The organism is Thermomonospora sp. CIF 1, assembly GCF_001896795.1.
GTDB lineage: Bacteria > Actinomycetota > Actinomycetes > Streptosporangiales > Streptosporangiaceae > Thermomonospora > Thermomonospora curvata.
Map to the genome: position 1 here is coordinate 160,783 of NZ_MOYN02000021.1, position 22,741 is coordinate 183,523.

The following is a 22,741-nucleotide window of genomic DNA, read 5'->3' on the forward strand; positions in this document are numbered from 1 at the left end:
GGAATCGATTGAAGCGCAGATTGCGCGCGCTTTCACACCTCGGCGCGCGCCCGGGGATGGGCCATGGCGTGCACCTCGGTGAGCAGCCCTTGAGTGACCAGAGCGTACATTCGCCCGCCCCGGCCCTGCTCGGCGGAGACATTGCCGAGCAGCTGGTGGACCACCCCGGCGTCGGCACCGCCGTCCAGCAGGTGGGTGGCGAAGGAGTGCCGCAGGGTGTGCGGGGACACCCCCACCAGTCTGGCCCGCTGCGCGGCGGCGCGCAGCACCATCCAGGCGCCCTGCCGCGACAGCCGCCCGCCGCGGGCGTTCAGGAACAACGCAGGCCCTGCGGTCCCGTCCTTGGCCAGGTGCGGACGGGCCTGCCGCAGGTACGCCTCCACGGCCCGCCTGGCGTGCTCGCCGACCGGCACCCGGCGGACGCGGCCGCCTTTTCCGGTCAGGCGGATCAGACCGGCCTTCAGGTCCAGGTCGTCCACATCCAGCGCGACCGCTTCGGAGATGCGCGCCCCCGACCCGTACAGCAGCTCCAGCAGGGCCCGGTCGCGCAGCCCGCGCGGGGTGCCCTCGGAGGCGGCGGCCGCCAGCAGCCGTTCCACCTCGGCGACGGAGATCGCCTTGGGCCGGCGCTTGGGAGAGGCCGGCGGCCGGACGCCGGCGGCCGGGTCGGCGGCGGCCAGTCCCTCCCGCACGGCGAAGCGGTGCAGGCCGCGCACGGCCGCCACCGCCCGCGCGGCCGAGCGGTCCGACAGCGGCCGGTGGGCGGCGTCGCCCTCGCGCAGGCCCGCCAGGTAGCCCAGCACGTCGGCCTCGGTCACCTCGCCGATGGCGCACCGGCCCCGCTCGCGCAGCGCCTGCGCATACCGGCGCAGGTCGCGCCGGTAGGAGCTGAGGGTGTTGGCGGCCAGGCCGCGGTCTGCGGCCAGGTGCGCCAGGTAGCGGCTCACGGCCGTCTCCAACGCGGACTCAGCCGCCACGCACAGCACTCCCGTCCACCCGCCGATAGTCCGACCCGCCCCATGATGCCGGTTCCGGGACGGTTGTGCGCGCAGGCCGCGCCGATCGGCGCGTTTCACCGCGCCGTCCCGCAGGTCGAGCCGATGCCGTGCCCCGGAGCGATGCGGTGCCGGACGCGTTTTGCGCCCCGCCTGCGGCCCCGGGCCGGCTGGTGGAAAAGACTCACTCCTCGGGGGCGTCGGCGGGACGCAGGCAGCGGTAGCCGGCGGCGCGGGCGGCGCGGGCGGCCAAGATCCCGATCACCGCGAGCTGGTTGTGGATGTGCCCCTCCAGCACCTTGGCCACCGCCTCCTCCAGCGGCACCCACGCCACCGGCATGTCGGCCTCCTCGTGCACCCGCTGGAAGCCGATCTGCTCGGCGGGCACCTCGCTGACGTCGCGGGCCAGGAAGATCCGGGACCGCTCGGTGGAGATGCCGGGCGAGACGAGCACGTCGGCCAGGGTGTGCCAGCGTTCGGCGCGGTGCCCGGCCTCCTCCAGCAGCTCCCGGGCGGCCAGGTCGCGCAGCGGCTCGCCGGGCACGTCCCGCAGCCCGGCGGGCAGCTCCCACAGCAGGCGCCCGGCGGGGTGGCGGTACTGGCGGATCAGCAGCACCCGCTCGGCCTCATCGAGGGCGACCACGGCCACCGAGCCGGGGTGGACCACCACTTCCCTGGTGACGACCTCCACGCCCGAGGCGCCCGGCATCTTCACCTGGTCGCTGCGCACATGCACCAGCCGTCCGGCATAGGAGGTGGCGCTGGCGACCACCTCCCAGCGTTCGGGCCGGTCGCGGACCTCCTCGGCGCCGCTCATGAGGTGGTGACGGCGCCGGAACGGCGGGCCGCGCCGTACTTGATGGCCGCCGCGATCAGCCCGGAGAACAGCGGGTGCGGCCGGGTGGGACGGGAGCGGAACTCCGGGTGCGCCTGGGTGCCCACGAAGAACGGGTGCACTTCGCGGGGCAGCTCGACGTACTCCACCAGGCGGCCGTCGGGGGACAGGCCGCTGAAGCGCAGCCCGGCCTTCTCCAGCTGCTCGCGGTAGCGGTTGTTGACCTCGTAGCGGTGGCGGTGCCGCTCGGAGGCGCGGGGCGCCCCGTACAGCTCCCGGACCAGGGAGCCCTCGGCCAGGTCGGCCGGGTACAGGCCCAGCCGCATGGTGCCGCCCATGTCCCGGTCGCCGGAGACCACATCGACCTGGTCGGCCATGGTGGCGATCACCGGGTGCGGGGTGTCGTCGCTGAACTCGCTGCTGCCGGCGTCGGTGAGGCCGGCCAGCGAGCGGGCCGCCTCGATCACCATGCACTGCAGGCCCAGGCAGATGCCCAGCAGCGGGATGCCGTTCTCGCGGGCGTGGCGGACCGCGCCGATCTTGCCTTCGATGCCGCGCACCCCGAACCCGCCGGGGATCAGCACCCCGTCCACGCCCTCCAGCATCCGCTGCGCGCCCTCAGGGGTGGCGCACTCGTCGCTTTTGACCCAGCGGATGTTGACCCGGGCGTCGTTGTCGAACCCGCCGTGCCGCAGCGCCTCGGTGACCGAAAGGTAGGCGTCGGGCAGGTCGATGTACTTGCCGACCAGGGCGATGGTGACCTCGTGGACCGGCAGGTGGACCCGGCGCAGCAGCTCGTCCCAGGCGCTCCAGTCCACGTCGCGGAACGGCAGGCCCAGCCGGCGCACCACGTAGGCGTCCAGGCCCTCGGCGTGCAGCACCTTGGGGATGTCGTAGATGCTGGCGGCGTCCACCGCCGAGACCACCGCCTCGCGGTCCACGTCGCACATCATGCTGATCTTCTGCTTGAGGCCGTCGCTGATCGGCCGGTCCGAGCGGCACACGATCGCGTCCGGCTGGATGCCGATGCTGCGCAGCGCGGCCACCGAGTGCTGGGTGGGCTTGGTCTTCAGCTCCCCGGACGGGCCGATGTAGGGCAGCAGCGACACGTGCAGAAAGAAGCAGTTGTCGCGGCCGATCTCGTGGCGGATCTGCCGGACGGCCTCCAGGAACGGCAGTGACTCGATGTCGCCGACGGTGCCGCCGACCTCGGTGATGACCACGTCCACGCCGGGCTCGGCCATGCCGCGGATGCGGTCTTTGATCTCGTTGGTGATGTGCGGGATGACCTGGACGGTGTCGCCGAGGTACTCCCCGCGCCGCTCCTTGGCGATGACGTTGGAGTACACCTGGCCGGTGGTCACGTTGGCCGACCCGTGCAGGTCGGTGTCCAGGAACCGCTCGTAGTGCCCGATGTCCAGGTCGGTCTCGGCGCCGTCGTCGGTGACGAAGACCTCCCCGTGCTGGAAGGGGTTCATCGTCCCCGGGTCGACGTTGAGATAGGGGTCCAGCTTCTGCATGGTGACCTTCAGGCCACGCAGGGTCAAAAGCCGCCCGAGGCTGGATGCCGTCAGTCCCTTGCCGAGGCTGGAGGCGACACCGCCGGTGACGAAGAGATGTTTGGTAGGACGCTGGCTACCCGTGGCTGCCGATGGCAAGTAGGACGCTCCCGTGGTCGTCGCGAGGCGGGGCTTGGCCGCTTTATCCACGGGCCACCAGGATAACAGCCGGAGAACACCGAGCAGGGCGGGACGCACACGGCAAAGGCGTCCAGGCCGCGCAAACGACGGTATCGCCCCTGGTCGGACGCCGATTCGACGGTGCAAGGGGCGTGGATCACCGTGCTCGGCACCCGGGATCGGAAGGCGGGGCGCCGGCCGCCCGGCGCGGGCGGATCAGACCCGCGGAGCCGCGCTGGGCATGATGGTGCGCAGCTGCCGGGTCAGCTCGTCGACCAGGGTGCGGGCCTGGTCGGCGGCGGTGCGGGCGGCGTCCCGCTCCTGGGACATCTCCGCCAGGGCGGTGCGCTGCTCGGTGACGGCCTGGGCGAGCTGGTCGACCCACTGGTCGCGCTCGGCGAGCTTTTCGGCGATGGCGTCGCGTTCGGCGGCCAGCTGCCGCATCGCGGCCACCGCGTTGTCGCGTTCGCGCCCGGCCTGCTCGGCGCGGCCGCGGGCCAGCGTGGCCTCCGAGTCGGCGCGGGCCTGGGCCTGCAGCGCCGCGTCGCGCTGCTGCTCGGCCGCGCGGACGGCCTCCAGCGCCTGCTGGCGTTCTTTCTCCAGCTCGGCGGCGCGCCGCCGCTCGGACTCGGCCTCCTTGGCCGCCGCCGCGGCGGCGTGCTGGAAGTTGGCGGCGGCCATCTCCGCCTCGCTGAGCTTGGCGCGCAGGCCGGCCAGCTCCGAGTGGGCGCTCTCCAGCGCCCGCGACAGCTCGGCGGCCTGCTCAGAGAGGCGGTCCCGTTCGGCCTCCACGGAACGGCGGGCGGCGACGGCCTCCTCCATGGCGCGGTGGGCCTCGTCGCGGGCCTCCCGCATCGAGTCGCGCTGGGCCATCATCTGGCGGGCGGTGTTCTCCGCCTCGGCCATCCGCTGCTCGGCCTGGGCACGGGCCTGTTCGGCCTGCATGCGGGCCTGTTCGGCCTGGGCGGCCTGGGCGCGGGCCTGTTCGGCCTGGGCCAGCGCCTGCTCGGCCTGGGCGCGGGACTGCTCGGCGCGGCGTTCGGCCTCGGCGGCCAGCCGTTCGGACTGTTCGGCCTGGGCCAGCGCCTGCTCGGCCTGGGCGCGGGACTGCTGCGCCTGGTTCCAGGCGGCGGCCGCATCGCGCTGGGCGGACTCCCGCTCGGCCTGCAACGCGGCGATCTGCGCGGCGGCCTCATTGGCGGCCTCGGCCATCCGCCGCTCCAGCTCGGCGACCCGCCGCTCGGCCTCACCGGCACGATGCTCGGCCTCGGCGGCGCGCCGTTCGGCCTCACCGGCCCGGCGGTCGGCCTGCTCGGCCTGGCCGCGGGCGCGCTGCACCTCCCCCCAGGCGGCCGCGGCGTCCCGCTGGGCGGCCTCCTTCTCCTGCTGGAGGGCGGCGGCCTCCTTGGCGGCCTCCATGACCTTGCGCTCACCGGCGGCCAGCGCGTCGCCGATGAGATCGGCCATCTGGCGCAGCCGCTCGACGATGTCCCAGGGCTGGGCGTCCCGCTGCTCGCCGGGCCGGCCGGCGGCAGCGGCCGCGGCCTGCGCCGGCACGGCGGGCTGCGGTCCTGAGTCGGGGCCGAGCACCGGCCACGGCGAGCCCAGTTCCTGCACCGGCCGCTGGCCTCCCGATCCGTTGAGGTCGCTCACACCCTGCACTCTAGTGCCGTCGGGCTCAGCGTTTGCCCTGTTTGGGTTCGAGAACCCAGATCTCAACGCGTTGTTAACAGACCATCGACGCGCCGACGCGGGCCGCAAGCGGTGAGACAATCGCTGCCCATGGAGCTACGCACCCTCTACCCGCCGATCGAACCGCACGAATCCGGGATGCTGGACGTCGGCGATGGAAATCAGATCTATTGGGAGGTCTGCGGCAATCCCGACGGGAAACCGGCGGTGATGGTGCACGGCGGGCCCGGCGGAGGGTGCACCGCCGATCATCGCCGCCAGTTCGACCCTCAGGCCTACCGGATCGTGCTGTTCGACCAGCGCAACTGCGGCCGCAGCCGGCCGCACGCATCCGACCCGGCGGTCTCCCTGGAGCACAACACCACCTGGCATCTGGTCGCCGACATGGAGCGGCTGCGCGAGCACCTGGGCATCGACCGGTGGCTGGTGTTCGGCGGGTCGTGGGGCAGCGCGCTGTCCCTGGCGTACGCGCAGACGCACCCGGAGCGGGTGAGCGAGCTGGTGCTGCGCGGGGTGTTCATGCTGCGCCCCTTCGAGCTGTACTGGTTCTACCAAGAGGGCGCTTCGCTGCTGTTCCCGGACGCCTGGGAGAAGTATGTGGAGCCGATTCCCGAAGAAGAGCGGGACGATCTGATCGCCGCGTTCGGGGCGCGCCTGGAGTCGCCGGACCGCCAGGTCCGGGTGGCGGCGGCCCGTGCCTGGGCGCAGTGGGAGGCCAGGACGCTGACGCTGCGTCCCAATCCCTCGCTGGTCGAGCACTTCGGTGATCCGGACTACGCGGTGGCCTTCGCCCGCATCGAAAACCACTACTTCCGCCACGGCGGCTTCTTTGAGGAAAACCAGCTGCTGCGCGACGTGGAGCGGATCCGGCACATCCCGGCGGTGATCGTGCAGGGCCGTTACGACGTGTGCACGCCGCCGGCCACCGCCTGGGACCTGCACCGGGCCTGGCCGGAGGCGGAGTTCCACCTGGTGGACGACGCCGGGCACTCCTACGACGAGCCGGGCATCCTGCACCGCCTCATCGAGGCCACCGACCGTTTCGCCCGCAGCTGACCGGCGGGCCGCGGGCGTCCCCGCCCGGCCGCAAGCGATGAGGTTCACCGCCGCCGCAAGGTGGGCGAGATCACCGAAGGCGCCCGGTGGCCGGCCCATCCGGGCGCTCCCGGATCCACCGAAGATCACGGCCGCGCCGGGCGCCGTCCCGTCCCATGCCGCGGGACGAAGCCGTTCCCGGTTCACCGGATCCGCTCCCGCCCCGCCCGCGCACGCCATATACCGAACACGATTCGGTACCGTGGGCTGCCGAGAACACACCCCGGTAGGAGGAGTGATGAGGATCCATGGGTGAGGGGGCGGCGATCGCCGGGCTCGGCATGACCGAGCTCGGCAAGGTGTACGGGCGCAGCCCGCGCCGGCTGGCCGATGAGGCCGTGCGCCGGGCGGTCGCCGACGCCGGGCTGACCCTGGCGGACCTGGACGGGCTGGTGGTCAGCCACGGCCTCGGCGGCTCCCCCGGCATCGAGCTGGCCGGCACGCTGGGGCTGCGCGACCTGCGGGTGCTGACCGTGATGCAGTCCTTCGGCGCCACCGCCGGCGCCATGGTGGCGTACGCGGCGATGTCGGTGATCAGCGGCGCCGCGTCCACCGTCGCCTGCGTGTTCGCCGACGCGCCGCTGCGGCCCAAGCAGTCCGCGGGCGCCGCCTACAAGCGCAGCGCCAAGGAGTGGTACGGCTTCGGCGGCATGACCTCCGCGCTCGGCTTCCGCGACGTCAACACCCTGTATGCGCTGGCCGCCCGGCGCCACATGGCCCGCTACGGCACCACCAGCGAGCAGCTCGGCGCGATCGCGGTCGCCACCCGGCAGTGGGCCACCATGAACCCGCTGGCGCAGATGCGCGAGCCCATCACGCTGGAAGATCACCAGAACTCCCGCTGGGTGGCCGAGCCGCTGCACCTGCTGGACTGCTGCCTGGTCTCCAACGGCGCCATCGCCGTCGTGGTGACCGGCGCCGACCGAGCCGCCGACCTGGCGCGTCCCCCCGTGCACATCTGGGGCTGGGGCCAGGGCCACCCGGTGCACCGCATGGAACGCGACAGTGATTTCGGCCTCACCACCGGCGCGGCGATCTCCGGGCCCATCGCCATGAAGATGGCCGGGGTCACCCCCCAGGACATCGACATCTGCCAGCTGTACGACTGCTACACCTACACCGTCCTGGTCTCCTTGGAGGACTACGGCTTCTGCGCCAAGGGCGAGGGCGGCGCGTTCGTGGAGTCGGGGGTGCTGGGTCCCGGCGGCGCGCTGCCCACCAACACCGGCGGCGGGCAGCTGTCGGCCTACTACATGTGGGGCATGACCCCGCTGTCGGAGGCGATCATCCAGGCCCGCGGGGACGGCGGCGAGCGCCAGGTCGCCAAGAACGATGTGATCTTGGTCAGCGGCAACGGCGGCATCCTGGAGCACCACTCCACGCTGATCGTCAGCCCGCACCGGAAGGGAGCCTGACCATGGACGTGGGAATCCTGCGCAAGGACGGCCGCACCGACCCGTTCTTCGACGCCGCCGCCGAGGACAGGCTGCTGATCAAGCGGTGCGAGCCGTGCGACCGCTGGCTGACCCCCGACCAGACCGGCTGCGCCGAGTGCGGCGGCAACGAGCTGAGCTGGGCCGAGGCCAGTGGCGAGGCGACCTTGGTGAGCTGGACGACGCTGCACGGCCGCCCCGCCGAGGACGGCACCACGCCGCCGCCGGTGCATCTGGCGCTGGTGGAGCTGGCCGAGGGCCCCTGGCTGCACGGCCGGCTGACCGAGGTGGACCCCGCCGCCCTGCGCGAAGGGCTCCCCCTGCGGGCCGTCTTCGTGCACCCCGAAGAGGGCGAGTCCTACCTGCTGTTCCGTCCCGCCTGAGCGGAAGGGGCGCCCCGTCCCGCGACCGCACGGCCCGTGCCCGGCCCGGCACGGGCCGTTCCCATGTCCGGGCCCGGCCGCCCGGGAGTGTGCGGGCTCACGACCTGCGCCGACTGGACCGAATGACATTCGGTCCAGTAGCGTCAAGCCATGCGTACCGAGGTCTGCGAGATGTTCGGCATCGAGTTCCCGCTGCTGGCCTTCAGTCACTGCCGCGACGTGGTCGCGGCGGTCACCAACGCCGGCGGGATGGGAGTGCTCGGCGCCGTCGCCTATTCCCCCGAGCGGCTCGAAGAGGAGCTGCGCTGGATCGACCGGCAGGTCGGCGGCCGGCCCTACGGGGTGGACGTGCTGGTGCCGGCCAAGCTCGACCTCAAAAACGGCGACAAGTCCGGCGAGTCCGGCGGCGGGCTGGCCGCCATGCTCGCCGCGGTGCCCGAGGAGCACTGGAACTTCCTGCGCGACCTGTTCGCCCGCTACCAGGTCCCGCTGCCGGACTTCGAGGCCGCCCGCCGCTCCAAGGCCAAGGGCGTCGGCGAGCAGGTCACCGAGAAGGGCGCCACCGACCTCATCGAGGTCGCCCTCTCCCACCCCATCCGGCTGATCGCCAGCGCGCTGGGCACCCCGCCGCCGCGCATGGTGGAGGCGGCCAAGTCCGCCGGCGTCCCGGTCGCCGCCCTGGTCGGCACCGTCGAGCACGCCCGCCGCCAGGTGGCCGCCGGAGTGGACCTCATCGTCGCCCAGGGCACCGAGGCCGGCGGGCACACCGGCGAGATCTCCACCATGGTGCTGGTCCCCGAGGTGGTGGACGCCGTCGCCCCGGTGCCGGTGCTGGCCGCCGGCGGCATCGCCACCGGACGCCAGATGGCCGCCGCGATGGCGCTGGGCGCCTCCGGGGTGTGGTGCGGCTCGGTGTGGCTGACCACCGAGGAGGCCGAGACCCCGCCGCACGTCAAGGAGAAGATGCTGGCCGCCACCTCCCGCGACACCATCCGCTCCCGCTCGCGCACCGGCAAGCCCGCCCGGCAGCTCCGCTCGGCCTGGACCGACGCCTGGGAGGGCCCCGACAGCCCCGGCCCGCTGGGCATGCCGACGCAGATGGTGCTGGCCGAAGGCGCCATGCGGCAGATCAACAAGGTCGCCGAGAGCGGCCACCCCGGGGCCCGGGAACTGGCCAACTACTTCGTCGGGCAGTGCGTGGGGCTGATGAACACCGTCCGCCCCGCCCGCCAGGTCGTCTACGACATGATGCAGGAGTTCGCCGAGGCCCTCGAACGCCTCAACGCCCTGTCGAGCGAGTGACGGCCCCGCCCCGGCCGTCCCGTCTCACCGGTACTGGTGGAGGGGACGGCCGGGGCCGGCCTTGATCTGCTGGCTGACCAGGGCGGCCAGGGCCCGGTAGCCGCCCGCGGTGGGATGGAAGCTGGCGGGCTCGGCCGCCAGCGCCGCCAGATCGACCTTCAGCCCGTTGACATAGGGGTCGGGGGTGCCGACCTCATGCCCGGCGAAAGCGCTGTAGGCGTCGATGAACTCCACGCTGCCGGCTCCCCCGCTCGCGGCGATCTGGTGGTCGCGGTCGGCCGCCACCTGCCGGATGACCTCGTTGAGGGCCCGGGCCTGGGAGTTGAGCCACTGCTGGTCGCCGATGCTCAAATTGTCGCCGGCGGCCCCCTCGGTCTCGGCGAACAGACGCGGATAGCCCAGCACGATCACCCGGGCGCGCGGGGCGCGCTCGGTGATCGCGTCCAGCACCTCGGCCAGGGAAAGGCGCAGCGCCGCCAGCCGGTCGGCGATCTCACCGCCCTGGTCCCGGCAGGCCCGGCTCCACGGCACCCGGATCACGCAGCCCGCCAGCACCCGGGAGAACCCCGCGTCGTTGCCGCCCACGCTGATGGTCACCAGGCTGGTGCCGGCGTTGACCCGCTCGATCTGCGGCGGCTCCCCCGCCTTGCCCTTGAGCACGTGCTGGGTGGTGGCGCCGCTGCACGCCCACAGCGCGCTCCCGCCGGCGAAGCGGAACTCCTTGGCGATCGTGTGGTAGTAGGCCTGCGAGGTGCGGCGGCACCGATTGGTCGGCGCCCGGTCGGCCGCCGTGGCGTAGGCGCCCTCCCCCGCCGAGTAGGAGTCGCCGAGCGCCACATAGGAACCCCAGGTGGCGGCCTCCACGGGAGTGAGCGGGCGGGGCGTGGCGGTGCGGGCGGGCTCGGCCGCCGACGGCTGCGGCGCCGGGCGGCGGCAGCCGAGGCCGAAGACCTCGCAGCGCACCGCCGGCAGCGCCACCAGCGGGCCGATGGCCAGCAAGACCGGGCCGGTCATGCCCCTCCTCTTCTCACCGTTCGCATGAGGAGAGACGCCTGTTCAACATCACCGGTTCCCGGCTTTACGTTGTAGATCACAAGTGGTGATCCGGGCGGAAGCCGTCCGCGCTCACGTCATACGCCCCCGAGAGTCGCACGAGGACGCCCGGAGGGCCGCACAGGTCGCGCCTCCCTGCCCCCCTTTTGCCAGGGGCGGTGTGCACCTCCGGCAGAGTGGGGCCCCAGGCGCCAAGGAGGCGGGAGCCTGAGGAGCCGCCCAACTCCGTAGCACCTCCGTCCCCCGGCGCCGCGCATCCGTCCCGGCCTGCGGGCGCGGCATTCTGAAAAAGATTCAGTTCCAGCGGCCACGAACTGACCTTCTGACCGATCTGACTGAAATCGTCAGATCGGCGTCTCACCTTGGTTCAAGAGCGTCCCTTGCGACACGCTTCCACCGGGAGCGAGAGCACGCGGGCACCGCCGGGGGACGTTGCCGCGATCTAGGACGATGCCCGGCATCGCCGGGCTTTCTGTCCCCGGCGCCGAGGCCACGTACGGAAAAGCACAGCCGCCAAGGACGGCCCGAGACGTTCCACCTGGGCCTCCACGGCGTTCCCCGGCCGTCATATCCCGCGCACGGGCACGAAAAAGCCCTCGGCGAGCCCGGCGCCGGGCTCGCCGAGGGCGAAGGGCGATCAGGTGGGGGCGAGCTTGCGGATGCGGAACGAGCCCGCCATGCCGGTGATCTCCATGATGCGCAGCACGTTCGGCGGCACCGCGGCCAATGTCAGCGTGACCCCTTCGAGTTCGGAGGCCAGTTGCGCCTGGGCCAGCACTCGCAGTCCGTCGGAGCCGAAGAAGCCGATCTCGCGCAGGTCCACGACCACCTGACGCACCCGCTGTTCGCCGATCAGGGACAGCAGGGCCTGTCGCAGATGGTCCTCGGTGCTCAGGTCGACATCTCCTGAGACATAGACCACTGCGCGATCTCCGTGCCGCAGCACGGTGGTCGCGAAGTCGTCCTCCCGATGCACCGTCATGCTCGTCATACGACCCACCGTCCGCATCGCTGTTTCGAACTGCTTAGTCGATCCTCAAGCAGTGACCCGCTCGACACACCACTTGATATGTATCAATTCCCCCCAATGCCCTTGACCTCAACGCCCCCAACCCCAAGCTCACGCCATATATCTCTTAAAAAGGTAAAGTCGGATATGCTTGCCGCCGGCCCTCGTCCCTAGCGTTTTCCGGACTTCCGGAAAAAGATCTTCTCTTCGCGACGGAGGAGTGATCTTTTACTCGGTGACCGGCGCCGCCAAGCGACGGCAACGGCAGGGAATTCGCGTGCCGGGCTCCGGCGAAGCGGCCGCCACCCGAAAACCGGCAGGCCGTCAGCGGCCGCCCCGCCGCCACATGACCGTCCGGGGTCCCAGGGCGTGCAACCCGGCGTCGATCTCGGCCTGCCAGTGCGCCCGCAGCCGGGGTCCCCATCGGTCGCCGGGCAGCTCGGTGAAACCGTGCCGGGCATACCACGGCCCGTTCCACGGCACCGTGCGGAAGGTGATCAGCGTCAGCGGGCCGGCGGCCTGCGCGATGACCCGTTCCAGCAGCAGCCCGCCGATCCCGCGGCCGGTGAACTCGGCGGCCACGGCGATCTGCTCCAGATGGGGGTGCCCGTCCAGTTCGATGACCGCGGCGAAGGCGATGGGCGGCTCCCCGGCGACCAGCACCCGGGCGTCCGCTCCGATCTCCTCGATCACCGTGGGCCCGGGCGGGAAGACGATGCCCAGGCGCTGAAAGAGCGTATCGGCGCTGCGTTCGATCTCCGGAAGCAGCGCCAGCTCCTCTTCGCGGGCCGTCCGCACCGTCATCTCCGCCTGCACGTCCCGAGGGCGCGCCCGCGGCGCTCCGTCAAGGGCCGGCGGGCTTTTCTCCGCCCGCCGCTCCCGCAGATCGCCCACGGGGGCGCCGCAGTCGGGCACGGTGCCGTGACCTGCAGCCTCATGCCCCCGGGCACCGCCCGGGTCGCCGTCCCGGCCCGGTGAGACCTCCTGCTGGGAAAGGCTCAGTGGACGCCGGCCTCCTTCATGTCGCGCAGCTCGCGCTTGAGCTCTTTGATCTCATCGCGCAGCCGGGCGGCCAGCTCGAACTGCAGATCCGCGGCGGCCTGGTGCATCTGCTCGGTCATCTGCTCGATGAGCGACTCCAGCTCCTCCCGGGGACGCTCGCCGACCAGGTCGGCGGCGTGACGGCCGGCCTGGCGGGTGCGGGGGGCCAGGCCGGGCACGGGGGCCTTGCCGCGGCTGAGCCGGCGTCCGTCCCCCAGCAGGGTCTGGGTGTCGGCGTCCTCGCGGACCAGGGAGTCGAGGATGTCGGCGATGCGCTTGCGCAGCGCCTTGGGCTCGATGCCGTGCTCGGCGTTGTAGGCCTGCTGCTTGGCGCGGCGCCGGTTGGTCTCCTCGATGGCGCGGGCCATGGACGGGGTGATCTGGTCGGCGTACATGTGGACCTGGCCGGAGACGTGGCGGGCGGCCCGGCCGATGGTCTGGATCAGGGAGGTCTCCGAGCGCAGGAAGCCCTCCTTGTCGGCGTCCAGGATGGCCACCAGCGACACCTCCGGCAGGTCCAGGCCCTCGCGCAGCAGGTTGATGCCGACCAGCACGTCGAACTCGCCGCTGCGCAGCTCCCGCAGCAGCTCGATGCGCCGCAGCGTGTCGACCTCGCTGTGCAGGTAACGGACCCGGATGCCCAGCTCCAGCAGGTAGTCGGTGAGGTCCTCGGCCATCTTCTTGGTGAGCGTGGTGACCAGCACCCGCTCGTCCCGCTCGGCGCGCAGCCGGATCTCGTGGACCAGGTCGTCGATCTGCCCCTTGGTGGGCTTGACCACGATCTCCGGATCCACCAGCCCGGTGGGCCGGATGACCTGCTCGACCACGTCCCCGCCGACCCGGCTCAGCTCATACGGCCCCGGGGTGGCCGACAGGTAGACGGTCTGGCCGATGCGCTCGCAGAACTCCTCCCACTTCAGCGGGCGGTTGTCCAGCGCCGACGGCAGCCGGAAACCGTGCTCGACCAGCATCCGCTTGCGGGAGGCGTCCCCTTCGTACATGGCGCCGATCTGCGGGACGGTCTGGTGCGACTCGTCGATGACCAGCAGGAAGTCCTCGGGGAAGTAGTCCAGCAGGGTGTGCGGCGGGCTGCCGGGCTCGCGGCCGTCGATGTGGCGGGAGTAGTTCTCGATGCCGGAGCAGGTGCCGACCTGCCGCATCATCTCGATGTCGTGGGTGGTGCGCATGCGCAGCCGCTGCGCCTCCAGCAGCTTGCCCTGGGCCTCCAGCTCGGCCAGCCGCTCGGCCAGCTCGGCCTCGATCCCGGCGATCGCGCGTTCCATCCGCTCCGGGCCGGCCACGTAGTGGGAGGCGGGGAAGATGTGCACCTCGTCGCTGTCGCCGAGCACCTCCCCGTTGAGCGGGTGCAGCGTGGCCAGCCGCTCGATCTCGTCGCCGAACATCTCGATCCGGACGGCGAGCTCCTCGTACTGCGGGATGATCTCCACGGTGTCGCCGCGGACCCGGAAGGTGCCCCGGGTGAAGGCCACGTCGTTGCGGGTGTAGTGCATGTCGACCAGCTTGCGCAGCAGCGCGTCCCGGTCGATCTCCATGCCGACCCGCAGCGTCACCATGCGGTCGACGTACTCCTGCGGGGTGCCCAGGCCGTAGATGCAGGAGACCGAGGCGACCACCACGGTGTCGCGGCGGGTCAGCAGCGAGTTGGTGGCCGAGTGCCGCAGCCGCTCGACCTCCTCGTTGATGGAGGAGTCCTTTTCGATGTAGGTGTCGGTCTGGGGGACGTAGGCCTCGGGCTGGTAGTAGTCGTAGTACGACACGAAGTACTCGACGGCGTTGTGCGGCAGCATCTGGCGCAGCTCGTTGGCGAACTGGGCGGCCAGCGTCTTGTTCGGCTGCATCACCAGCGTCGGCCGCTGCAGCCGCTCGATCAGCCAGGCCACCGTGGCGGTCTTGCCGGTGCCGGTGGCGCCCAGCAGCACCACGTCGCGGTCGCCGCGCCGGATCCGCGCCTCCAGTTCGGCGATGGCCTGCGGCTGGTCGCCCGAGGGCGTCATGTCCGTGACGACCTTGAAGGGCGCGTCCTTGCGCTGCAGATCGGTGACAGGCCGCACGTCGTTCCTCCCTGGTCCCGTTCCTGCGGGGACGGCCCCCGGCCCCCGTGCGCGAGCCGAACGGGCGGGGGACGGCTCGCGCCCACGTGCCCCACTGTACGCAGCCGGTGTGACGTTTCCGTCCACTTCCGCCCATGGGGGGCGGCCGGCGGGACGGCGGCCTTCAGGAGACGGCGGGCAGCGGGATGCGGGCGTGGACGGCGAACCCCCCTCCCGGCCGCGGCCCGGCCTCCAGGGAGCCGCCCAGCGCGGTGACCCGCTCCCGCAGCCCCACCAGGCCGTTGCCGCCGCCGGGCAGGGCGTGGCCGGGCTCGTCGCCCGGCTCGTTCTCCACCGCCATCTCGATGACGTCCGGCATCTGCCGGATCCGCACGCAGGTGTCGGCGCCGCCGGCGTGCTTGTGGACGTTGGTGAGCGCCTCCTGGAGCACCCGGTAGGCGGTGCGGGCCACCTCCGGCGGCAGCGTCCCGTCCTCGATCTCCGTGGTCAGGCTGACCTTCAGCCCGGCCGCCCCGGACTGGTCCACCAGCCGGCGGAAGTCCTCCAGGGTGGGCGTGGGCTGCGGGCCGCTGGTCTCTCCCAGCCGCAGCACCCCGATCACCTGGCGCAGCTCCTCCAGCGCCTGCCGGCCCATGTCGGCGATGACGGCGGCGGTCTCGGCGGCGCGCTCGGGGTCGCGGGCGGCGATCGCCTTCAGCGCCGAGGCGTGCACCACCATGACGCTGACCCGGTTGGCCACCACATCGTGCATCTCCCGGGCGATGCGGGCGCGTTCCTCCACCCGGGCGCGCTCGGCCAGCAGGGTCCGTTCGCGTTCCAGCCGCCGGGTGCGTTCCTGCAGCGAGGCGATGAGCTGCTTGCGGGTGCCCATGTACAGGCCCAGCAGCACCGGCGGCGCGACGAAGACGGCGGCGACGGCCAGGCGCAGCCACAGCGGCTCCTCATGCCGCAGCCCCGGCTCCGGCTGCAGGGTGAACGCCGCGATCGCCGCCGCCGCAAGGCAGATCACGGCCCGCCGGGAGGAGGCGTAGGCGCCCAGCGAGTACAGCGCGATGAGGCCGGAGACGGCGCCCGCCCCGGTGAGCGCCCCGGCGGCGACCACGACGCCGGCCAGGGCGACCGGGCGGTGGCGGCGCACCACCAGGGCCAGGCCGAGCAGGACGGCCGCGGCGAGCGCCGCCCAGCGGGGAGTCCAGGAGGTGTTCAGCCCGGCGGCCTGCATCAGCGCCGCATCGATGACCGCGGAACCGATCGCCAGTGAGACGTCCAGCATCCGTGATCTTCTCTTCGGCTCCATCGCCGTCCCCGGACCCCTGAACATGAAGCGACCCTAAGCGAACCAAGACCCGATATATCTCATTCCGGGGCCTCCCGGCACCTGTTTTTCGGCGGCCGGTTCAGGACGCCGCGGCCCGCTCGGTCAGCTCCGCCCACAGCGCCTCGACCCGCTCCTCCAGCTCCTGCAGCGTCCCGGAGTTGTCGATGACGTGGTCGGCGACCGCCAGCCGCTGCTCCCGGGAGGCCTGCGCCGCGATCCGCGCCCGGGCGTCGGACTCGCTCATGCCGCGCCGGGTGGTGAGCCGCTCGATCTGGGTCTGCACCGGCACGTCCACCACCACGACCACGTCGTACATCTCCGCCAGGCCGTTTTCCACCAGCAGCGGGACGTCATAGACCACGATGGCGTCCCGGGGGGCGGCCGCCACGAGCTCCTCCATGCGCTGCCCCACCAGGGGGTGGACGATCGCGTTGAGGGCGGCGCGGCGCTCGGCGTCGGCGAACACGATCGAACCGACCTTCTCCCGGTCCATGGAGCCGTCCGGCAGCAGCACTTCCTCGCCGAACTCGGCCACCACGGCGGCCAGGCCCGGGGTGCCCGGCGCCACCACCTCACGGGCGATCTTGTCGGCGTCGATGATGAGCGCGCCACGGGCCGCCAGCCGCGCCGACACCTCGCTTTTGCCGGAACCGATTCCACCGGTCAATCCCACTCGCAACACGGCCCGAGCCTAGCCGGTGCCCTCCCCTTCGCCCCGGATCGGGGTGCATCGGGCTCAAGCGGGCGGTGGGAGCGGTTTGCGCAGGTGAACGAACGTCAGGTGGGCGGCGACCCGTTCCCGGCGCCCCTCGCGGTAGCCCAGCCTCCGCCCCAGCCGCAGGTTGCCCTCGCTGAGATGCCCGGTGACCAGCACGCACTCGTCGGCCCGGCCGGCGGCCCGCTCCTCCACCGCGCCGATGAGCCGGCGGCCGATGCCGCGGCCCTGCACGTCCGGGGCCACCGCCAGCCGGCCGATCAGGCAGGTGCGGCCGCTGAAACGGGCGCGCACCGCCCCCACCAGGCGAGTCCCCAGCATCGCCTTCAGCGCCAGCCCGTCGCCGCGCAGCGCCTCGCGCACCTGCCGGCAGGTCTCCACCAGCGGCGGCAGGAACGGGTCGCCGTACAGCTGCGCCTCCGCCAGGTAGGCGGCCCGCTGCACGGTGAGGATCTCCCCGGCGTCCTGCTCGGTGGCCGGCAGGATGCGCACCTGCCGGGCGTCCATCGCCGCGTCCCCTCCCGCCGGCCGTCCCGTGCTCACCGGCGGCCGGTCACTGCCCGATCCGGACGGTCACCGCCACCGGATAGTGGTCGGAGGTCTTGGACGGGTGCACTCCGTGGTCGGAGAAGACCAGGTCGTCGGTGCCGAGAATCCAGTCGACCTTCTTGCCGGCGGGGGTGGTGGGCGCGTAGTCGCCCAGCGCCGAGGCGCGCAGCCCGGTGCCGTCCAGGAAACGGCTCATCTCCGCGCTGCCGGGCTCGCTGTTCATGTCGCCGCCGATGATCGTGCGGGGGGCGCCGCCCCAGGCGCGCAGCAGCGCCGCGATCTCCCGCTGCCGGGCCGCGGCCCGATCGGCACCGCCGTCCAGGTGCGTGGACCACACGTAGACGGGCCGGCCGCCGACGTCCAGGCGGGCCCACACATAGCCGCGGATCTGGGACCAGTCGCCCTTGGGCATGCGGGCGCTGCCCGACGACAGCACCCGGCGGGAGGTCAAGATGGCGTTGCCGAACTGCCCGTCGGCGGCCGGACCCCAGATCAGGTGCATGCCGAGCCGGCGCGACAGCCACACGCCCACATCGGTGGTGCCCGACACCAGGGAGCCGCGCCCGACCTCCTGCAGCAGCACCACATCGGCGCGCTGCCGCTCGATGACGGCGGCCAGCGCGTCCAAGTCCAGCTTCCCCGCGGCGTTGACGCCGTGGTGGATGTTGTAGGTCAGCACCCGCAGCCTGGCGGGGTCGGCGGCCCGCGGCTCGGCCTTGGGGTTGGTGACGGTGAACAGCAGCGTGCCCGCCAGCAGCACCAACGCCGCGGCCCCGCCGACCAGCGCCCGCAGCGGCGCCCGCGCCGGCAGCGGCCCGCCGCGGGCGGCGGCGATGGCGGCCAGCGCGCCCAGCCCGATGCCGGCCAGGCCGGGCAGCACGTTGTTGGGGAACGGCAGCGCCCCGACCGCGCTGAGCTGGTAGGGCAGCAGCACCGCCGCGATGAGGAACCCGCCGAGCGCCGCGCCGACGTCGATCCGCCACACCGGGCCGCCCTGCCCGGCGCGGCGCAGCGGGGCGCGGCAGGCCACCGCCAGCAGCCAGGCCGCCAGCACCTGGCCGCAGATCACGATGCCGACGACGACCGTCCCGGAGATCGCATAGGCCCCGGCGACGGCGCCGACGCCCACGCCCAGCACCGTCCCGCCCAGCACGCACACCCCGCCGGGCACCGCCCGCACCGCCAGCCCGGAGGCCAGGAACGCCAGCGCCAGGCCCTGGCCGGTGGCCACGGCCAGGTGCGCGACGGTCAGCGACTGCCAGCCGGAGGAGGCCACGAACGCCGGGCTGGACAGCACCAGGATCTGCAGCGCCAAAAACGGCCCGAAGGCCGCCGCGCCCAGGGCGTCCCGCCAGGAGATGCCGGGCGCGGCCACCGGGCCCGAGCGCAGCTCGCGGGCCAGGGCGGCGCCGCCCAGGCCGACCACCAGCAGGCACAGCGCCCACTCGGCGAGGCCGGAGCGCCACACCGGGTCCCAGGTGCCGAACGCCATGCGCAGCGTGGTGTCGGCGCCGAGCCCGGCCACCGTGGCGGTGGCGAACCCCACCCCCGACAGGCCCCGCGCCGCCTCATACAGCGCCACCACGGCGATCATGCCGATGGCGGTGCCGAGCAGCGCCAGCCACAGCTGCGGGGACAGCAGCTGCGCCAGCAGCCGCACCGCCAGCAGCCCGCCGACGCCGGTCAGCAGCAGCCCGGCCGGGCCGGTCGCGGCGCGCAGCGCCGGGGCGGCCATGCCGGCCAGGAAGACCGCCGAGATCACGGCGACGGCGGCCGCGTTGCCGAGCGAGCCGGCCAGATGGTCGAACTGCGGTGCCGACAGGCGCAGGACCTGGGCGAGCACCGCGACCGTGATCGCGATCAGCGTCAGCCGCGCCGGTCCTTGGGGGACGATCGCCGGCGCGTCCTGGTGCCTGGTTCCAGGATGGGTGGTGGTCACGTGACGTCGCTTCCTGACTGCGGGAGGTTCGGCGGGGTCGTGCCTGCTCCGGCCACGAAAGCCGCAGGAAAAAACGACCACGGCCGGAGAGCGGCCCCAGCGTGAGGACCGTCGTCCGGCCATGGTCATTATGTCATCGCACACCGACCGGCGATCGACCGACACGGCCCCTCGCCCGGCGGGGTTTTCCAGAAATGTGCATTCGGTGCGGCCGTCAAAAGACGCCGTCTTCGCACCGGCTCCGCTCAGCCGGCGAGCACCGGTCCGGGACGTTCTCTCGGGCCGCGGCACCCCCGTGGCGGCGCCGCCCTCGGCTCCCGGCGGGCCGGCGGCACCGCCGGGGCGGTGGTCACCGCCTCCCGCACCGGCCGCACGACCGCGATGCCGCCCGGTCCGCGCCTCCCGGGGCGGCGGAGCAACGCCGATGCCTGGGGGCGGTGGGCGGCGACGTCCACCACGGGGGCGAGAACGCGGTGTCCCCGGCCTTGGGGCCGGGGACACAGGCGTCGTGGTTCACGCCGCGGCGGTCAAAGCGCCGCGGCGGCGGAGGTCACTGACCGCCCGACAGCTTCTCGCGGAGCGCGGCCAGGGCCTCGTCGGAGGCCAGGGCGCCGCCGGAGTCGGCCTCGCCGCCGGAGTAGGAGGTGTCGCCCTCCAGGGCGCCGGCGGCCTCGGCCTCGGCCCGGCGGGCCTCCTCGATCTGGCGGCGGTGGGCCTCGTAGCGCTGGCGGGCCTCGGCGTACTGCCGCTCCCAGGCCTCGCGCTGCTCCTCGTAACCGGGCAGCCACTCGCCGGTCTCCGGGTCGAAGCCCTCGGGGTACTTGTAGTTGCCGTGCTCGTCGTACTCGGCCGGCATGCCGTAGAGGGTCGGGTCGAAGTTCTCCTCGTCGACACCGAGGGCGGTCTCGTTGGCCTGCTTGAGCGACAGGCTGATGCGGCGCCGGTCCAGGTCGATGTCGATGATCTTGACGAAGATCTCGTCGCCGACCTGCACGACCTGCTCGGGGATCTCCACGTGGCGCTCGGCCAGCTCGGAGATGTGCACCAGGCCCTCGATGCCCTCCTCGACGCGGACGAACGCGCCGAACGGCACCAGCTTGGTGACCCGGCCCGGCACGACCTGGCCGATCTGGTGGGTGCGGGCGAACTGCTGCCAGGGGTCCTCCTGGGTCGCCTTCAGCGACAGCGACACCCGCTCGCGCTCCATGTCGACGTCGAGGACCTCGACGGTGACCTCCTGGCCCACCTCGACGACCTCGGAGGGGTGGTCGATGTGCTTCCAGGACAGCTCGGAGACGTGCACCAGGCCGTCCACGCCGCCCAGGTCGACGAACGCACCGAAGTTGACGATGGAGGAGACCACGCCCTTGCGGACCTGGCCCTTCTGCAGGGTGTTGAGGAAGGTCTGGCGGACCTCGCTTTGGGTCTGCTCCAGCCAGGCGCGCCGAGACAGCACCACGTTGTTGCGGTTCTTGTCCAGCTCGATGATCTTGGCTTCGAGCTCGCGGCCGACGTACGGCTGCAGGTCGCGCACGCGGCGCATCTCCACCAGCGAGGCGGGCAGGAAGCCGCGCAGGCCGATGTCGAGGATCAGGCCGCCCTTGACGACTTCGATGACCGTCCCGGTGACGATCCCGTCCTCTTCCTTGATTTTCTCGATCGTGCCCCAGGCGCGCTCGTACTGGGCGCGCTTCTTGGACAGGATCAGCCGGCCCTCCTTGTCCTCCTTCTGCAGGACAAGGGCCTCGACGTGGTCGCCGACCTTGACGACCTCATGGGGGTCGACGTCGTGCTTGATCGACAGCTCCCGGGAGGGGATGACCCCCTCGGTCTTGTAGCCGATGTCGAGCAAGACCTCGTCTCGGTCGACCTTGACGACAGTGCCCTCGACAATGTCGCCGTCGTTGAAGTACTTGATCGTTTCGTCGATCGCGGCGAGGAACTCCTCTGCCGAGCCAATGTCGTTGACCGCTACCTGAGGAGTGGTGGTCGAGGTGTCGGTGCTGCTCGTCATGTGTGGGCTGGCTCCGGATACGGACATGAATCGTTCGTCTGTGCAGCGCAGAGGGCCCTTTTTCGTCCCTGCCAAAACCGGAGACGGCGGAGGTCCGCCTGAAATACCGATGTCGACCTGACCGAGCGCGAGCCTGCTCTGTCTGAAGCACGCGCAGGCCCACAGCGCAGCGATCAGCATATGGGACGCAGCCACGACGGTCAATCGTGGGATACGGCCCTGCGCGCGGGCGACAGACCCCCCCTCTAGCAAGATTTGTAGGCCAGTCTAGTAGGACCGGCCGTATCTACGATACCGGGCTGCCAAATCCGGGGTTTTACCTTCCGGGAAGGTCACCGTGCCCGGGTCACCGTCGGAGACGTACCGCTCGTCGGGGTTGTCGGCCAGCCAGTCCAGCCAGGCCTGCGAGCAGTAGCGACGGCAATCGTTTTCCGCGATTTTACCTTCGGAGCGGATCCGCATGATCGCGTCGGGGTCGAAGTCGGCATGGAAGGGCGATAGTGACGGCCGCCACCCCGCCAGGAAGATTCCCCGGAAAGAGTAGCTTCCCGGCTTGGAACGCGCCCATGACGTCTTGCGGGGCCGGGCGCCGAACGGGTAGGCCAGCGTGGCGGAGGGAGCGCCGGTGAGCGCCGTGATCTTCGCCTCGACCTCGCCGATCTCCCGCTGGACCCCCTCCTTCGGCAGCCGCGACAGATCGGCGTGGCTGAGGGTGTGGTTGCCGATCTCGAACCCGTGCTCCACCAGCCAGCGCATCCCTTCGGGCGCCCGCTCCCCCAGCCCGAACGGGTCGTCGTTGACGTAGAAGGTGGCCACCGGCCGAAAGTGCGGGTACCGCCGGGCCACCTCCAGCAGGACGCCGACCGCGGTGTCCGGCTTGGGGACGCCCTGCTCGTCCAAGGCGAAGTGGGTGGGGGATCCGTCGTCGAAGGTCAGCACCACCGGGTGCCGCCCGGCCGGCACGTCGATCCACCCCCGGGCGAACTCGGCGGCGGTGATGGGCACATACCCCTCCTCCGCCAGCCGGGTCAGCTCCTTGCGGAACTCACCGAGAGTGCGGTCCAGCGAGGTGGTCTCCTTGGCGACGATCCGGTGATACATGATCACCGGGATCTGTCCCAGCTCGTTGGCGCGCACCTGCCGCGCGGTGGCCGAGGCCGGCCCGATGGTGGGCTCGGGGGTGGGCTCGGAGGCGGCGGGCTCCGGTGTGGCGGCGGTCCGCGCCGCCTGCCGCGGCCGCCCGCTCCCCGCCGGGGAGACAGCCGGCGCCGAAGGGCCGGGCGCACCCGCCGTCCTCCCTTCGGCGGCGCCCTGTCCTCCGGCGTCCGGGGCGACCAGCCCCACGATCACCGCCAAGACGATCACTACACCGGCGAGCTTGTGCAGGGGTGGCACGGCCCTCCCGTCGATCACCGAAGGGGTCGGCCCCAGCGTAGGGCCCGTCCCGGCCCCGCCGGTAGCGCACACCCGAGCACAATCGGCTAACACCCCGGTAAACCCCCGCCCGGCCCGCGGATGCGTCCCGCCCCGTCACGGAACCGTTGCCGGCACGCGGCCCCACACCCCGCCGGGGCACCGCACCCGCCTCGGCGGCCAGGGCACTCGCCCCGGCCGCAG

Annotated in this window: 18 protein-coding genes; 4 read left to right on the top strand and 14 right to left on the bottom strand. The window is 72.4% G+C overall.

All coding sequences use genetic code 11. The annotated features are described in order from the left end of the window. Nucleotides 1-32: 32 nt before the first annotated feature. The 4 genes from BUE48_RS13990 to BUE48_RS14005 all read right to left on the bottom strand — a co-directional run bounded on the left by BUE48_RS13990 (nucleotide 33) and on the right by BUE48_RS14005 (nucleotide 5,162). Nucleotides 33-977, bottom strand: coding sequence for a tyrosine recombinase (locus tag BUE48_RS13990; protein WP_286990075.1), 945 nt, complete (start codon nucleotides 975-977; stop codon nucleotides 33-35). A gap of 202 nt (nucleotides 978-1,179) precedes the next feature. Continuing rightward, nucleotides 1,180-1,812, bottom strand: a complete 633-nt coding sequence (locus BUE48_RS13995) for an NUDIX domain-containing protein (RefSeq protein WP_012853164.1) — start codon at nucleotides 1,810-1,812, stop codon at nucleotides 1,180-1,182. Beyond that, nucleotides 1,809-3,488 carry a CTP synthase gene (pyrG, locus tag BUE48_RS14000; protein ID WP_286990076.1) on the bottom strand — a complete coding sequence of 560 codons (1,680 nt, stop codon included), beginning with the start codon at nucleotides 3,486-3,488 and terminating at the stop codon, nucleotides 1,809-1,811. Before pyrG ends, BUE48_RS13995 begins: the two co-directional genes overlap by 4 nt. Nucleotides 3,489-3,725: 237 nt before the next feature. Beyond that, nucleotides 3,726-5,162 carry a coiled-coil domain-containing protein gene (locus BUE48_RS14005; RefSeq protein WP_286990077.1) on the bottom strand — a complete coding sequence of 479 codons (1,437 nt, stop codon included), beginning with the start codon at nucleotides 5,160-5,162 and terminating at the stop codon, nucleotides 3,726-3,728. 129 nt (nucleotides 5,163-5,291) lie between these two features. Here BUE48_RS14005 and pip point away from each other — a divergent pair, with 129 nt between their 5' ends. From pip to BUE48_RS14025, 4 genes are all read left to right on the top strand, one after another. Further along, nucleotides 5,292-6,257 carry a prolyl aminopeptidase gene (gene pip / locus BUE48_RS14010; protein ID WP_012853167.1) on the top strand — a complete coding sequence of 322 codons (966 nt, stop codon included), beginning with the start codon at nucleotides 5,292-5,294 and terminating at the stop codon, nucleotides 6,255-6,257. A 287-nt stretch (nucleotides 6,258-6,544) separates the two neighbouring features. Further along, nucleotides 6,545-7,711, top strand: coding sequence for a thiolase family protein (locus BUE48_RS14015; RefSeq protein WP_286990078.1), 1,167 nt, complete (start codon nucleotides 6,545-6,547; stop codon nucleotides 7,709-7,711). 2 nt (nucleotides 7,712-7,713) lie between these two features. After that, the gene (locus tag BUE48_RS14020) at nucleotides 7,714-8,112 is read left to right on the top strand and encodes a Zn-ribbon domain-containing OB-fold protein (RefSeq protein WP_012853169.1); all 399 of its coding nucleotides are present in this window, start codon (nucleotides 7,714-7,716) and stop codon (nucleotides 8,110-8,112) included. A gap of 150 nt (nucleotides 8,113-8,262) precedes the next feature. After that, nucleotides 8,263-9,414, top strand: coding sequence for an NAD(P)H-dependent flavin oxidoreductase (locus BUE48_RS14025; protein ID WP_012853170.1), 1,152 nt, complete (start codon nucleotides 8,263-8,265; stop codon nucleotides 9,412-9,414). A 24-nt stretch (nucleotides 9,415-9,438) separates the two neighbouring features. On the opposite strand, the gene BUE48_RS14030 is transcribed toward BUE48_RS14025, so the two are convergent. The 10 genes from BUE48_RS14030 to BUE48_RS14075 form a co-directional block, all read right to left on the bottom strand. Further along, nucleotides 9,439-10,428 carry an SGNH/GDSL hydrolase family protein gene (locus tag BUE48_RS14030; protein ID WP_286990079.1) on the bottom strand — a complete coding sequence of 330 codons (990 nt, stop codon included), beginning with the start codon at nucleotides 10,426-10,428 and terminating at the stop codon, nucleotides 9,439-9,441. 676 nt (nucleotides 10,429-11,104) lie between these two features. Then, nucleotides 11,105-11,449 carry an STAS domain-containing protein gene (locus tag BUE48_RS14035; RefSeq protein ID WP_052305513.1) on the bottom strand — a complete coding sequence of 115 codons (345 nt, stop codon included), beginning with the start codon at nucleotides 11,447-11,449 and terminating at the stop codon, nucleotides 11,105-11,107. A gap of 351 nt (nucleotides 11,450-11,800) precedes the next feature. Next, entirely contained in the window at nucleotides 11,801-12,280 is a 480-nt protein-coding gene (locus BUE48_RS14040) for a GNAT family N-acetyltransferase (RefSeq protein WP_052305679.1), read from the bottom strand. Between the two features lie 194 nt (nucleotides 12,281-12,474). Continuing rightward, the gene (gene uvrB / locus BUE48_RS14045; protein ID WP_012853174.1) at nucleotides 12,475-14,589 is read right to left on the bottom strand and encodes an excinuclease ABC subunit UvrB; all 2,115 of its coding nucleotides are present in this window, start codon (nucleotides 14,587-14,589) and stop codon (nucleotides 12,475-12,477) included. A 163-nt stretch (nucleotides 14,590-14,752) separates the two neighbouring features. Continuing rightward, nucleotides 14,753-15,910, bottom strand: a complete 1,158-nt coding sequence (locus BUE48_RS14050; RefSeq protein WP_286990080.1) for a sensor histidine kinase — start codon at nucleotides 15,908-15,910, stop codon at nucleotides 14,753-14,755. Nucleotides 15,911-15,986: 76 nt separating this feature from the next. Then, nucleotides 15,987-16,589: a dephospho-CoA kinase gene (gene coaE, locus BUE48_RS14055; RefSeq protein ID WP_286990081.1), complete on the bottom strand. Its 603-nt coding sequence runs from the start codon at nucleotides 16,587-16,589 to the stop codon at nucleotides 15,987-15,989. A 54-nt stretch (nucleotides 16,590-16,643) separates the two neighbouring features. Then, a complete protein-coding gene (locus BUE48_RS14060) occupies nucleotides 16,644-17,129 on the bottom strand; it encodes a GNAT family N-acetyltransferase (protein WP_012853177.1) in 486 nt (161 codons plus the stop codon). A gap of 46 nt (nucleotides 17,130-17,175) precedes the next feature. Then, nucleotides 17,176-19,110 carry an endonuclease/exonuclease/phosphatase family protein gene (locus BUE48_RS14065; protein ID WP_012853178.1) on the bottom strand — a complete coding sequence of 645 codons (1,935 nt, stop codon included), beginning with the start codon at nucleotides 19,108-19,110 and terminating at the stop codon, nucleotides 17,176-17,178. Nucleotides 19,111-19,660: 550 nt separating this feature from the next. Then, complete coding sequence (gene rpsA / locus BUE48_RS14070; protein ID WP_012853179.1) at nucleotides 19,661-21,124, bottom strand: 30S ribosomal protein S1; 1,464 nt, start codon at nucleotides 21,122-21,124, stop codon at nucleotides 19,661-19,663. Nucleotides 21,125-21,391: 267 nt separating this feature from the next. Continuing rightward, a complete protein-coding gene (locus tag BUE48_RS14075) occupies nucleotides 21,392-22,519 on the bottom strand; it encodes a polysaccharide deacetylase family protein (RefSeq protein ID WP_286990082.1) in 1,128 nt (375 codons plus the stop codon). Between the last annotated feature and the right edge of the window lie 222 nt (nucleotides 22,520-22,741).

Excerpts from the sequence above, each read along its gene's own strand:
- BUE48_RS14020 (WP_012853169.1), top strand. The coding sequence starts at position 7,714 with ATGGACGTGGGAATCCTGCGCAAGGACGGCCGCACCGACCCGTTCTTC.
- BUE48_RS14050 (WP_286990080.1), bottom strand. The coding sequence starts at position 15,910 with ATGTTCAGGGGTCCGGGGACGGCGATGGAGCCGAAGAGAAGATCACGG.
- pip (WP_012853167.1), top strand. The coding sequence starts at position 5,292 with ATGGAGCTACGCACCCTCTACCCGCCGATCGAACCGCACGAATCCGGG.
- BUE48_RS14015 (WP_286990078.1), top strand. The coding sequence starts at position 6,545 with ATGGGTGAGGGGGCGGCGATCGCCGGGCTCGGCATGACCGAGCTCGGC.
- BUE48_RS14040 (WP_052305679.1), bottom strand. The coding sequence starts at position 12,280 with ATGACGGTGCGGACGGCCCGCGAAGAGGAGCTGGCGCTGCTTCCGGAG.
- BUE48_RS14060 (WP_012853177.1), bottom strand. The coding sequence starts at position 17,129 with ATGGACGCCCGGCAGGTGCGCATCCTGCCGGCCACCGAGCAGGACGCC.
- BUE48_RS14035 (WP_052305513.1), bottom strand. The coding sequence starts at position 11,449 with ATGACGGTGCATCGGGAGGACGACTTCGCGACCACCGTGCTGCGGCAC.
- rpsA (WP_012853179.1), bottom strand. The coding sequence starts at position 21,124 with ATGACGAGCAGCACCGACACCTCGACCACCACTCCTCAGGTAGCGGTC.
- BUE48_RS14025 (WP_012853170.1), top strand. The coding sequence starts at position 8,263 with ATGCGTACCGAGGTCTGCGAGATGTTCGGCATCGAGTTCCCGCTGCTG.
- BUE48_RS14030 (WP_286990079.1), bottom strand. The coding sequence starts at position 10,428 with ATGACCGGCCCGGTCTTGCTGGCCATCGGCCCGCTGGTGGCGCTGCCG.
- BUE48_RS13995 (WP_012853164.1), bottom strand. The coding sequence starts at position 1,812 with ATGAGCGGCGCCGAGGAGGTCCGCGACCGGCCCGAACGCTGGGAGGTG.